Source organism: Pantoea latae (genome assembly GCF_002077695.1).
GTDB classification, from domain to species: domain Bacteria; phylum Pseudomonadota; class Gammaproteobacteria; order Enterobacterales; family Enterobacteriaceae; genus Pantoea; species Pantoea latae.
In genome coordinates, this window is sequence record NZ_MWUE01000003.1 from 272,779 (window position 1) to 284,675 (window position 11,897).

Sequence of the window (11,897 nt, forward strand, 5' to 3'; positions counted from 1 at the left end):
GCAGGCTGCCGGGCATCCGGCAGCCTCTTCTTTATTTCCCGGCGAGTTCCCGGCGCACGATCTCGGCGCCTGCGCTTAACGCATTAAGCTTGCCTGTCGCGACATGGCGCGGCAGCGGGATCATGCCGCAGTTGGTGCAGGGATAGAGCTTATCGGCGTCAACGAACTGCAGCGCTTTGCGCAGCGTCGCGGCGACCTCTTCCGGCGTCTCAATGGTGTTGGTGGCGACATCAATGGCGCCCACCATCACCTTTTTGCCGCGGATCAGCTCCATCAGCTCCATCGGCACGTGCGAGTGCTGACACTCCAGCGAGATAATGTCGATGCTCGACTTTTGCAGTTTCGGGAAGATCTCTTCATATTGACGCCATTCGGAACCCAGCGTCTTTTTCCAGTCGGTATTGGCTTTAATACCGTAGCCGTAGCAAATATGCACAGCCGTTTCACACTTCAGCCCTTCCGCAGCGCGCTCCAGCGCGGCGATCCCCCAGTCGTTCACCTCATCGAAGAAGACGTTAAAGGCAGGTTCGTCAAACTGAATGATATCGACGCCGGCAGCCTCAAGATCTTTGGCTTCCTGATTGAGAATTTTGGCGAATTCCCAGGCGAGTTTCTCGCGGCTTTTATAGTGGTTGTCATACAGCGTATCGATCATCGTCATCGGACCCGGCAGCGCCCATTTGATCGGCTGGCTGGTCTGCTGGCGTAAAAACTTCGCATCCTCCACGAAGACCGGCTTCTGGCGACTGACTGGCCCCACCACCGTCGGCACGCTGGCGTCATAGCGGTCGCGAATTTTTACGATCTCGCGCTTTTCAAAATCGACGCCGTTCAGGTGCTCAATAAAGGTGGTTACAAAGTGCTGACGCGTTTGCTCGCCGTCGCTGACGATATCGATACCCGCTCGCAGCTGGTCGTCCAGGCAGAGACGCAGCGCATCATTTTTACCGTCGTTTAACTCTTCATTCTGCAACTTCCAGGGTGACCACAGCGTCTCTGGCTGCGCCAGCCAGGAGGGCTTAGGTAAGCTGCCGGCGGTGGAAGTCGGTAATAATTTTTTCATCACAGGTGACCTTGTCTTTTTGGTTAATCAAAGAACGGGAGCAGTCCATTGTTCAAGCACGGTCTGGAAGGGTTTAATAAAACGCTCTTCGGTAAACCGTCCCTGCTCGATTGCCAGCTGGCTACGTTCTTCGCGATCGTAAACAATGCGGGTTAATGAATAATCCTGATGCCTCAGGTCGGGCTGATAGATTCGTCCAGCGGCGGAGTTGGCGTTGTAAATTTCAGGACGATAGATTTTCTGGAACGTCTCCATCGTGCTGATGGTGCTGATCAGCTCAAGATTGCTGTAATCCCTCAGCAGATCGCCATGAAAATAGAAGGCCAAAGGCGCAACGCTGCCTTCCGGCATAAAATAGCGCGCGTGCAGTCCCATTTTGCCGAAATAGTGATCGGTTAATGACGGCGCATCCTGCTGATATTCAATGCCTAACACCGGGTGGATATTACCCGTGCGATAGTAGGTGTTTTTACTCGACACGCTCAGGCAGATCACCGGAGAGGTAGAAAAGTGCTTCTGATAGACGGCGGAATTGACGAACTGCTTAAAGATGTTGCCGTGCAGATCGCCGAAATTATCAGGAATGCTGAATTCAGCGCGATGTTCATTATGCTGCGGCAATACCACGCTGAAATCGTAATCTCGCACGTAAGAAGAGAAGTTATTGCCTACGATGCCGGCAAAACGCGTCTGCGTCTGGTGATCGACCACGTGAGTTTGCAGTATTTCGATTACCGGGAAGGCGTCGCTTTTATCGGCGACGCTGACATTCAGCTCAGCGGAGATGATATCCAGTTCAACCGAATAGCGGTCACTTTTCGGGTTGTCCCAGTGCGCAAGTGAATTAAAGCGGTTATTAATCATCACCAGCGCGTTATGCAGGTTTTCCTGACGCTTTTGCCCGCGGGCCAGATTAGCGAAATTAGTGGTGATACGCGTATTTTCTGAGGGGTTATAGTTTTCGTCGAAACGAAGGCTCTTAATAGAGAAGGTAAATTCGTTATTCATTTTAATCTGGTATCCCACTGTCTGCTATTCACCCGGCGCGCTCTTACGGCTTTCAGGATGCCCTAATAGGCTGTCTTGTTTAGTCGGTGTGACTCAAAAGTTATCTGTTGTTAAACATTATGCATACTTTATGCCTGAGTCGCAGAGTGAGGAAAAGTGATTTGTTTTCAATGAACATGAAGCAATTTCATGATCAAGATAGATGTCTGGACCGCCAAACGCGCCTAAGTCTCGCTTCTGTAAGGCCTTGTGGCTGCTAAATGGCAACGAGTATGAAGGAAAGGTATATCGCGCAGTGGCGTGAAAAATTTTTATCTGGAGGTGGGTAAAGCCTGATAAAAACCTGGCCGCTAACGGCGGCCAGGTTGGTAAAGGGATCCGCGGCGAAGCGCGCTTCAGGTTATTTCTGCTCCTGCTGCTTCTTTTCCGCCTCTTTCTCTTTTTTATGCGCCATATGATGGCCCACCGCGCAGCCGGCAGCGGCACCCGCGACGCCATGGTTGGCGACATGACCGGCGACGCCGCCGACCGCCGCGCCCTTTAAGCACCCTTTCGCTTCAGCCTGCGAACTCATCGCCAGCAGCAGACCCGCAGTAACAACGACAGCTGATAATTTTTTCATCTTATTTGCTCCCTGATTTATAGGTAAGTACCCAGTAACGCTTTTAAGCGTAGCCAAAGAACAGCAGGGAGCCGCTTAGGGCGAACATCTTCGGATTATTTACCGGAAATTGATGATTTAATCAGCAAAAGCGTCATAGCGAATGACATTCTGGCGCTGCCGAAAGCGGATCTTCGTCAAAGCTCTTCCCATGTAGGAAGCTGTTTTGCTTTAAGACGCCACTTGTAAAACGCGGCCATCATCAGGCCAAAAAGCAACCTAGCGCCGGCAGCCACAATCAAAGCGGTCAGCGGATGATAGCCGCGGGGCTGCCAGGTGCTAAACCACATGAATATTCCCCAGAACAGGGCAAAATAACCGCCCGACAAAAGCACATTGACGCTAAAAGTGTTAAAGGGCAGCGGCCGAAGCTTCATCCCCATGCGCCATAATAGCCAATAGAGTGGAGGTGCATAATTACTGCGCCACATGCCTGTGCCTGACAATATTTCAAGCGCCTTTTGTTTTTTGCGCTCAAATTCGACGTCCCTTTTCATGCAGTCTCCTCCCTGTTTTATGGCTAAAACGTAAACGACCCAAGAGTCATTTTCATTGATTAAGTGAATATAAAAAAAGCTCGCCTGCATCTGACGATGCTGGCTAATTTTATGTCCTTAATATAAGCGGGGAAACAGAAACAGGTCCGGTTAAAGAAAATTTTTTATTTTCAAATGAGACTCTCTTCAGACCCGATCCAGACTTTTCAGGTAAGCCGTAAATCGATGCCGTAGCCGCCGCAGTTGAAAACGTATTTCAGCCCAGGCGTAGAGCGGCGATTTAATGGCTATTTTTCGCTCGCTGGCGCGGATCTGCGCGCATTTTTCACAGTGAATGCAGCTGTCGTAAAACCAGAAGTATTCGTCGCGGCTTAAAAGCGCGCGGCAATGCCTGCAGTAAGCTCCCATAGATTCCTTATTATCTGATGCGTTCGCCAGCGACAGATATCTGAATGGGTTGCTTCGCACCTGATTAATCTCTGGCACTACGGCATTCAGCCTATTCTGCAAACTGGGGGTTGGCTACAAAGTACGGGGAGAACTGCCTGCGTAGCAATGAGATTTATTCTCAATTATTCGTTTCTGCGGACATTAATGCGCCAGTTGCATTGACAAACGCGTATCACAGCCCCCTGAACCAACGGCGTCCGAGGAGGAAGGGAGATCCGGCAGCCAGCAAAACAGGCGCGTTTATAAAGTGAGGAGAGGAGAAAAACCCCTCCGCGTCGCGCGCGAAGCGGAGGGTGAGCTGTTAGCGTTTTTTGCGTCGCCACCACAGCAGCGCCAGCACCAGCGCGATGCCTGCCGCCGCCATGCCGATACGGGAGATCGCCATCAGCGGTGACGCCTCGCCGCCGGCGCGCAGCGTTTTTACCCGCTCTGGGCTGATGCGCACCGGGCTATGCCCCATATCCTGCATCACATAGTTGGTGACCGCTGCAATCTGCGCATCGTTCAGCGATCCGGAGAACCCGATCATGCCCTGCGCTTTTTCCGGCCAGACGCCCTGCAACACCGCCATCGCCACGTTGTCCGCGGTGGGTTTCTCCAGCACGGGATGGCGCTGCAGCGCCGGCAGTCCGTTCAGCCCCTGGCCGGAGAGATTATGGCAGGAGGCGCAGTTATCGCGATAGACCTGCTCGCCCTCGCTGAGCGCCGCCAGCGTCTGCGGCAGATCATTTCCCCTTACCGGCGTCAGCCCTTTTACCGCAGCAGGCGCGGCATCGGCGGCACCGTCAGCGGGCAGCAGATAAGTGGCAATCGCCTGGCGATCCTGCGGCGTCATGCGCGAAAAGCTTTTGTCGATCGCTTCCAGCATCGGACCACCCGCCGTGGCGCCGTTGTCTGCATGGCCGGTTGCGAGATACGCCGCCAGCCTCTGGCGCGTCCAGTGCGCACCCTGCAAGGAGGCGGCGGTGATGTCCGGCGCGAACCAGGTGCCGAGCGACGCGCCCTGCATACTTTTCGCCTGCTGCTCCGCCATCAGGAAGTTGCGCGGCGTATGACAGGTGCTGCAGTGGGTTAAGCCCTGCACCAGATACGCGCCGCGGTTCCACTCCGCCGTCTGCGTCGCGTCCGGCTGATAGACCTTGCTGTCGGCGAACAGCAGGTTCCACGCCGCCATGCTAAAGCGCAGGTTGAAGGGAAACGGCAGCGCGGTCGCTTCCGGTTTCGCGTCCACCGGCTGCACGCCATGCATAAAGTAAGCGTAGAGCGCCGCCACGTCCTCGTCGGTCAGCCTGGCGTAGGCAGTATAGGGCATCGCCGGATAGAGCTGGCTGCCGTCTCCGCGCACGCCTTTGCGCAGCGCCGCCGCGAACTGCGCTTCGCTGTAGCTGCCGATACCGGCGCTTTTCGACGGCGTGATATTGGTGCTAAAGATCGTGCCGAGCGGGCTGGCGATGGCGTGGCCGCCGCTGAACGGCGCTTTGCCCTCTTCCGTATGGCAGGCGCCGCAGTCCCCCGCAATCGCCAGATATTCTCCGCGCTTGATCAGCGCCTCTTGCTCTGCCGCGTGAGCCTGAGCGCAGGACGCCAGCAGCGCGCCTGCCGCCAGCAGCGTTCTCCAGGGCTTAACCATGTTGCGTCTCCTGCAGAATTTTGTCGGCGGTGCGCAGCGCCAGCGCCATAGCGGTCAGGGTGACGTTGCAGGTGCCGACGGTGGGCATCACGCCGGTGCCGACCATAAACAGGTTCTGATGGTCGTGCGCACGTCCCCACGCGTCGGTGACGCTGGTGGCGGGATCGAGGCCCATCGACAGCGTGCCGGTAATATGCTGACGGTTGGAGAATTTGCCGCTGTTGCTGTGCCTGACGTTGGTGGCGCCGAGTCGGGCCGCGATGGCGTCGTAGCACTGGCGCGTTTTCTCGGTGCCTTTTACCACGTAGTCGTTGATATCCCAGTAGAGTGACGGCGTCGGCAGGCCGAGCGCGTCTTTATTGTTGCTCAGGGTGACGCGGTTATTGGGATCCGGCAGCTGTTCCAGCGCGTTTTTAATGCTGAGTCGACGCGCCGCGCGGAAGCGGATCTCCTGCTGCAGCTTACTGCCGAAGTAACCTTCCGCCAGTACCTCTTTGGTGACGGCGGCGACCTGCGAGGCGTTAGAGATATCGATGCGGAACGGCGCGTGTTCGCGGCGGAAATCGCCGTCGCGGAACTGGCCGATAGAGCACGGGCTAACCGGCCCGCGGCCTGGCCAGATCTCTTCGTCGACGTCGAAGGTGACGCCGATTGCCGGATGATCGCACAGGTTGCGGCCGACGTTGTCGCGCGCGTTGGCGATGCCCTGGGGAAATTTATCGCTGGTGGAGATCAGCAGCAGCTTCGGCGTTTCGATGGCGTTGGCCGCCAGCACGAAGGTTTCGGCGGTGACGCGATGACTCACTTTATTCCAGTCATAGTAGTTCGCCGCCGTGATACGCCCCTGCGCGTCATGCTCGAGCTGATAGACCACCGCCTCGGTCACCACCTGCACACCGCTGTTTTCCGCCTGCTGCGCGGCAATGCCGCCATGATACTGGGCGTCGATTGGGCAGACCGGCATGCAGTTATTGTTGCCGCAGCAGGCCGGGCGGCCATCGAAGCTGCGGCTGTTACGGCCGGTGCTGTCGTCCAGCACGGTGAAATCGGGCGCCAGACGCGCGGTAACGCGCTGCTGCAGCCACGACGCCGGAACGCGCTCCATCGGAAACGGCCTGCTGCGCGGCGAACCGTTGTCCGGCGAGCCGCCGACGCCGGCTATCGCCTCGGCCTGATAGTAATACTCCTCCAGATCGTCGTAGCCGATCGGCCAGTCTTTGCCGACGCCATACTGGCTGTGCTGCCTGAAATCGTTCGGCACAAAGCGCCACAGCTGCGCCGCCCAGTGCCAGCTGGTGCCGCCGAAGATGCGGATATACTGCGCGGCGAAGGGATGCGGCCCCGCCTGATGCAGATAGTCGTTCGGCTCCGGCGTGTAGCGCGGTTGCGGCGCCATCGGCGAATAGGGATAAGGGGACATAAAGTCCGATTTAAAGGCGGAAGCGCGGAAACGCGCCACCAGTTCATCGCGGCCAACTTTCGGGCCGGATTCCAGCAGCAGCACCGACTTGCCGGCGTTAGCCAGACGGGTGGCGAGCAGCGAACCGTTGACGCCGGCGCCAATCACCACTACATCTGCGGAAGAATGTTTATTCATTAACGACATGACTCTCTGAATCAGGGCTGTTGCGCCCAGCTACCTATTTGACCGTACGAAAAACTCGGCGGCACCAGCTTGTCGCTGACCAGCTCGCTGGCCAGCGTATTGACGTAGGTGACATACAGGGCGCGATCCCCTTTGCCGACCACGCCGTTGTACCAGCCGCCAAGGATAGCCTGGGCCAGCTTCTGGCTCTCTGCGTCCGCCTCGGCAAACCGCAGACGATCCTGTTGCAGCAGCGCGGGCTGGCTTTGCAGCAGGCTGTTTAACTGCGTCAGGGCGCGGGCAAAGCCTTTTTGCGTCTGGCCGAGCGCCAGCATCAGCGCGTGCGCCACGGTGGCGTTAAGATTCTCCTGCTGGGTCAGCAGGCGCGAAACCTGCATAAAATCATCCAGCCCAGGCAGCGGCGCGTCCGGCTGCGCGGCCCGCAGGCGCGGCAGCGGCAGCAGCTGACCGGCGGCGCTGGCGATAGCCACCAGCCCCGCCATCTTCAGCACGCGGCGGCGTGAATAGTGCGTCATGGTATTTCCCTGTTAAAACGTCGCCCGCCGTGCAGCAGGAGACAAAATTAAATGCTGTTGCGACGGCGCTGACGACGTATCGTCAGCCAGATCAGCAGCACAATCGCCGCCAGCGCGCCCGCGCCGACGCCTGCCTGCGCGAGCCACACCAGCGGCGACGCGGGGCCGCCGCGGCGGATTTCCGCCACCTGCTCAGGCGTCACCGCGGTTTCGGCGTTGCCGTAGCGCTGCAGGATCCAGTTCGACAGGGTCGCTATCTGCCCATCGTCGAGGTGGTTCAGCGCGTTCGGCTGCGCGCCGAACGGCGGCATATAGACATCGCCCTCGGCGGTATGGCGCTGCACGCCGGTCAGAATGGTGGCGATCAGGTTGGAAGGGTTGTTCTCCGCCGTGGCGCTGTTGTGAAACAGGCTCGGGTAGAAAACGTCGCGCGTGCCCTCGCCGCTGCTGCCGTGGCAGGAGGCGCAGTTGCCGGAGAAGAGGCGCGCGCCTTCGTCGCTGACCGGCGTGGTGAACGGCACGCCGCGCAGCGCGCCGACATTGCTGGAGGCGTTGCCCTGGTTGAATCGCGACGCGCCGCTGGCGGGCGCATGGCTGTCGCCGATGCTGCCCATATACTCGGCAATCGCCGCCAGATCCGCCTCTGACAGATGCTGGAAGCTGTGGGTAATCGCCTCCGCCATGCTGCCTGCGGCCTGCGCTTTGCCCGCCAGCCGCCCGGTTTTCAGATAGGCGATCAGATCCTGCTGCGACCATTCGCCGATGCCGCTGACCCGGTTGGCCGTGATGTTCGGCGCGAACCAGGGGCCGACCTGGGCACCGGTAAAGGCCTCATCCTGCTTTTCCTGCATCAGGAAGCCGCGCGGCGTGTGGCAGGTGCTGCAGTGCGCGGCGCCGTCGACCAGATAGCGGCCCCGGTTCCAGCCGGCGCTGTGCGTGGCATCCGGCGTGTAGCCTGGCGCGTTGAGAAACAGCGCGTTCCAGAACATCATTGAGAAGCGCAGGTTGAGCGGAAACGGCAGATGCGTTTCTGCCGGCATACTGTCTACCGGTTTTACGCCAGACATAAAGTAAACGTAGAGCGCGTGCACATCCGCGTCGGTCAGCGTGGCGTAGGCGGTGTAGGGCATCGCCGGATAGAGCCTGGCGCCGTCGGCGCGGATGCCCTGGCGCAGCGCCGCCGAGAACTGCGCCTCGCTATAGCCGCCGATGCCGCCCTTTTTAGACGGCGTAATATTGGTGGCGATGATCTCCCCGACCGGCGAGGCGATCGCTTTGCCGCCGGCGAAAGGCTGGCCGTGTTCCGCGGTGTGACAGGCGGTACAGTCGGCGGCGACCGCCAGATACTCGCCCTGGCGCACCAGCGTCTCATCGGCGGCATGGACGCCGCCGCAGGCCAGCGCCAGCGACAGCGCCATCTGTTTTAGCTTGCGCATTTTCACGCCTCCTGCGCCTGTTTGACGATGGCGTCGCTCGCTTTCAGCGCCAGCGCCACCATGGTCAGGGTACTGTTGCCGCAGGCGGTGCTGGCCATCGCCCCGCCGCCCGGCAAAAAGAGGTTGCGGTGATCGTGCGCCCGACACGCTTCATCCACCACCGAGCTGGCCGGATCCCGGCCCATGATGGTGCCGCCCATAATGTGTTTGCTCTGATTAAACTGCTTAGAGAAGGTCTTGCCGATAGCGCCCATCGCCTCCGAGATCTGGTTGGCGATCGGCATCGAGTACTCCCTGAGCGAACGGCGCACGTAGTCGCCGACGTCGTAATGGATCGCCGGTTTAGGCAGGCCGAGCCAGTCTTTCTGGTCGCTGAGCGTCAGCCGGTTGTTGGCATCCGGCAGGATCTCATGCGCCAGCACGATATCGGCGGTGCAGGCGGTCATGCGGCGGATCTCTTCATCCAGCGCTTTGCCCACCAGCCCTTTTTGCAGCGCGCCGAAGGTGACGAAGCGGTTGCGTGCGAAGTTGTTAAAGCGAAAATAGGCGCCAGCGTGCCGAGAGCGGAAATCGCCCTGCGAGGTTTCCATAATGCCGCTGTTAACCACCGGCCCCACGCCCGCCCAGTACGGCTCCTCCAGCGTGACGGTCATGGTGATTTGCGGATGATCCATCATGTTGCGCCCCACCTGATCGGAACGGTTGGCGATGCCGTGCGGATTGCGCGCGTCGGCGGACATCAGCAGCAGTTTCGGGGTTTCCAGCCCGTTACAGGCGATAATAAACAGCTTGCCGCTGACGCGATGGCTTTGCCGCTGCGGATCGTAGTAGTGCACCGCTTCGATATGGTTGCGGCTGTTGGTTTCGATACGCCACACCACCGCGTTGTCGAGGATGGTGGCGCCTTTCGCCTCCAGGCGCGACAGCGCGGTGGCGCCGTCATATTTCGCCCCGATCGGACAGACCGGCACGCAGTTGTTATTGCCGCAGCAGGCCGGACGATCGTCATAGCTGGTGCCGCTGTTGCGCGCCTGGGCGGTAGGAATGTTATGCAGCCCCAGCTTGTCACGCACCACCTCGGTAAAGCGCGCTTCGCCGGGGCCAAAGGGCAGCGCCGGCATCGGATAGGGCCTCGAGCGCTGGGGCGGCCACTGCAGCGCCGGGTCGTCCGGACCACAGATGCCCAGCAGGTACTCGGCGCGGCTGTAGTAGGGCTCCAGCGTATCGTAGCTAAACGCCCAGTCGCGTCCGACGCCATAGCGTGAGTGCAGCTGCATATCGGCCGGCGTCAGTCGCCAGCAGGTGCCCGCCCAGTGCCAGGTGGAGCCGCCCGCATAGCGAACATAGCTTTGCGCGTAGGAGTCCGCCCCGCTGAGCTGCAGGTAGCCTTTGCCCGCTCCGGCCGGTTCAGGATGGGGCGCCCACGCGCGCGAGGGATAGCACTCGATGGGGTTGCCTTTCGCGGCCAGCGGCAGGTTACGGTAGTTTTCCACGATTTCGGCGCGGGAAACGCGCGGCCCCGCTTCCAGCATCAATACCGGAATACCGGCGTCGAGCAGCTGCTCCGCGATCACCACACCGACCACGCCGGTGCCAACAATCACCACGGGTGAATGAGAGGTGTCTGTCATATTTTTTCTTTATCAGATTAGAACTGCGGGAGAGGAAGGACCGGCGCGTTCGCGCGCTGCCAGCGATTGGGACCACTGATGCCATAGGATGGAATGGTGATCTGGTCCTGGGTGACGCGCCACGTCAGCGCCTGCTCGAAGGCGAAGCTTTTTGCATCGCGCGTCGGCGCCAGGCTACCGGTGTACCAGCCGAAGATGATACGGCGAGCGAGATCCTGCGCCGGGCCGGCGGGGATGGCCGGGAAGAAATCTTCCACTACTTTCGCCTGGTGCGCTTTGGCGATCGTCAGCAGCTGATTAAGGAGGTTCGACAGGTCCGGCTGTTCCGCTTCCAGCAGCGCCAGCATGCGCTGCCCTACCACGTCGTCGAGGCGATGATTAACCAGCAGTCGAGAGACCTGCATAAAGGGCATAAACTGCAGCGATGAGTCGGCAAAGGCGCAGCGCGGCAGCGTCGAGGCGATCAGGCCGCCTGCTATGATCACCGCGCCGGAGAGCAAAACCTGACGGCGTGATAGGTTGACCTGGCCAGACGACAGGTCGTGCGAAGCACTCATGGTGTATCCCTGTAAAAGACAATGCTCAACCTCGTCAAAGAACGAGGTGAAATAAATTATTTAATAAAGTGATGCAGCCACTGAGTAATAATCACCGAGCGTGATAATAGTTGCATCATTTATTATTACTATAGTTATAATGATGTTAAATGAAACCTAAACAAAACCTATACAAAATTAACTTTTTATCATCATCTTTCCCTTTTTGGGAAAAGGGGTAAGAAACAGATTCGCTGCATTTAATTAGATGTAGTGATAATCACCAAAATAATATTCACACATCGCCAGCTTATTTCCCGCTATTTTCGCGGCCGAACGCTGTAAATAACCCCGGCGATAAGCCTAATACTTGTCAGTTAAGATTATGTTCAGGTAAGGCCGCTGTTTTCTTAAAAGGCGGCCTTTTCTTAAACGCGAGTGAGCATGCTGGTGCGGGCCACCGCACCTCCTCTGCTGCCGGGCCGTCCTCGCGCCGCTTCGCGGTGCCTTCGGCTGCAACGCCGTGCCGGACGGACCGTTCGGGTACGGCCATCCAGGCCTACCCGAACTGCCTGTCGCATCCCTGCGACCGGCTCCTGGCACAACGTTTCCGCCTCAGCGCTGCGAATAGCCCTTTACAGCAGAGGAGGCGCAGTGGCCTCAGACAGGGTGCGCTTTGTCGCAGTAAAATGCCCTCTTATGCCCTTTTCAGCAGCTCGCACATAAGCTGGCCAGCAGGCTGGTGCCGCTCAGGGGCGGGCATTTCGCAGCGCTGAACAGAATGAGTCTGCCAGGAGAGCCCGCAGGGAAGCGGGCGAAAGGTGGGGCTGGAACAGGGATGTTCCATCCCCACCGGTCCGTCAG

General features: G+C 58.8%; 10 protein-coding genes. All 10 read right to left on the bottom strand.

What is annotated here, in order from left to right:
* Positions 1 to 31: 31 nt before the first annotated feature.
* Positions 32 to 1,063 carry a methionine synthase gene (locus tag B2J69_RS01410; RefSeq protein ID WP_081135259.1) on the bottom strand — a complete coding sequence of 344 codons (1,032 nt, stop codon included), beginning with the start codon at positions 1,061 to 1,063 and terminating at the stop codon, positions 32 to 34.
* 27 nt (positions 1,064 to 1,090) lie between these two features.
* A complete protein-coding gene (locus B2J69_RS01415) occupies positions 1,091 to 2,071 on the bottom strand; it encodes a DUF1852 domain-containing protein (protein WP_081135315.1) in 981 nt (326 codons plus the stop codon).
* Between the two features lie 400 nt (positions 2,072 to 2,471).
* Positions 2,472 to 2,693 (bottom strand): hypothetical protein, encoded by a 222-nt coding sequence (locus B2J69_RS01420; RefSeq protein WP_081135261.1) that lies wholly within the window; start codon positions 2,691 to 2,693, stop codon positions 2,472 to 2,474.
* 176 nt (positions 2,694 to 2,869) lie between these two features.
* Positions 2,870 to 3,229, bottom strand: a complete 360-nt coding sequence (locus B2J69_RS01425; RefSeq protein ID WP_081135319.1) for a DUF6404 family protein — start codon at positions 3,227 to 3,229, stop codon at positions 2,870 to 2,872.
* A 751-nt stretch (positions 3,230 to 3,980) separates the two neighbouring features.
* A complete protein-coding gene (locus tag B2J69_RS01430) occupies positions 3,981 to 5,309 on the bottom strand; it encodes a cytochrome c (RefSeq protein ID WP_081135263.1) in 1,329 nt (442 codons plus the stop codon).
* Positions 5,302 to 6,906: a GMC family oxidoreductase gene (locus tag B2J69_RS01435; protein WP_081135266.1), complete on the bottom strand. Its 1,605-nt coding sequence runs from the start codon at positions 6,904 to 6,906 to the stop codon at positions 5,302 to 5,304. The genes B2J69_RS01430 and B2J69_RS01435 overlap by 8 nt, the downstream gene beginning before the upstream one ends.
* 20 nt (positions 6,907 to 6,926) lie before the next feature.
* Positions 6,927 to 7,430, bottom strand: a complete 504-nt coding sequence (locus B2J69_RS01440) for a sugar dehydrogenase complex small subunit (RefSeq protein ID WP_081135269.1) — start codon at positions 7,428 to 7,430, stop codon at positions 6,927 to 6,929.
* Positions 7,431 to 7,477: 47 nt separating this feature from the next.
* On the bottom strand, positions 7,478 to 8,866 hold the full coding sequence (locus B2J69_RS01445; RefSeq protein ID WP_081135272.1) for a cytochrome c: 1,389 nt from the start codon (positions 8,864 to 8,866) through the stop codon (positions 7,478 to 7,480).
* 2 nt (positions 8,867 to 8,868) lie between these two features.
* Positions 8,869 to 10,497 (bottom strand): GMC family oxidoreductase, encoded by a 1,629-nt coding sequence (locus B2J69_RS01450; protein ID WP_081135274.1) that lies wholly within the window; start codon positions 10,495 to 10,497, stop codon positions 8,869 to 8,871.
* Between the two features lie 17 nt (positions 10,498 to 10,514).
* Entirely contained in the window at positions 10,515 to 11,054 is a 540-nt protein-coding gene (locus B2J69_RS01455; RefSeq protein WP_081135277.1) for a sugar dehydrogenase complex small subunit, read from the bottom strand.
* Positions 11,055 to 11,897: the final 843 nt, after the last annotated feature.

Excerpts from the sequence above, each read along its gene's own strand:
- B2J69_RS01425 (WP_081135319.1), bottom strand. The coding sequence starts at position 3,229 with ATGAAAAGGGACGTCGAATTTGAGCGCAAAAAACAAAAGGCGCTTGAA.
- B2J69_RS01440 (WP_081135269.1), bottom strand. The coding sequence starts at position 7,430 with ATGACGCACTATTCACGCCGCCGCGTGCTGAAGATGGCGGGGCTGGTG.
- B2J69_RS01430 (WP_081135263.1), bottom strand. The coding sequence starts at position 5,309 with ATGGTTAAGCCCTGGAGAACGCTGCTGGCGGCAGGCGCGCTGCTGGCG.
- B2J69_RS01445 (WP_081135272.1), bottom strand. The coding sequence starts at position 8,866 with ATGCGCAAGCTAAAACAGATGGCGCTGTCGCTGGCGCTGGCCTGCGGC.
- B2J69_RS01455 (WP_081135277.1), bottom strand. The coding sequence starts at position 11,054 with ATGAGTGCTTCGCACGACCTGTCGTCTGGCCAGGTCAACCTATCACGC.
- B2J69_RS01420 (WP_081135261.1), bottom strand. The coding sequence starts at position 2,693 with ATGAAAAAATTATCAGCTGTCGTTGTTACTGCGGGTCTGCTGCTGGCG.
- B2J69_RS01450 (WP_081135274.1), bottom strand. The coding sequence starts at position 10,497 with ATGACAGACACCTCTCATTCACCCGTGGTGATTGTTGGCACCGGCGTG.
- B2J69_RS01435 (WP_081135266.1), bottom strand. The coding sequence starts at position 6,906 with ATGAATAAACATTCTTCCGCAGATGTAGTGGTGATTGGCGCCGGCGTC.
- B2J69_RS01410 (WP_081135259.1), bottom strand. The coding sequence starts at position 1,063 with ATGAAAAAATTATTACCGACTTCCACCGCCGGCAGCTTACCTAAGCCC.
- B2J69_RS01415 (WP_081135315.1), bottom strand. The coding sequence starts at position 2,071 with ATGAATAACGAATTTACCTTCTCTATTAAGAGCCTTCGTTTCGACGAA.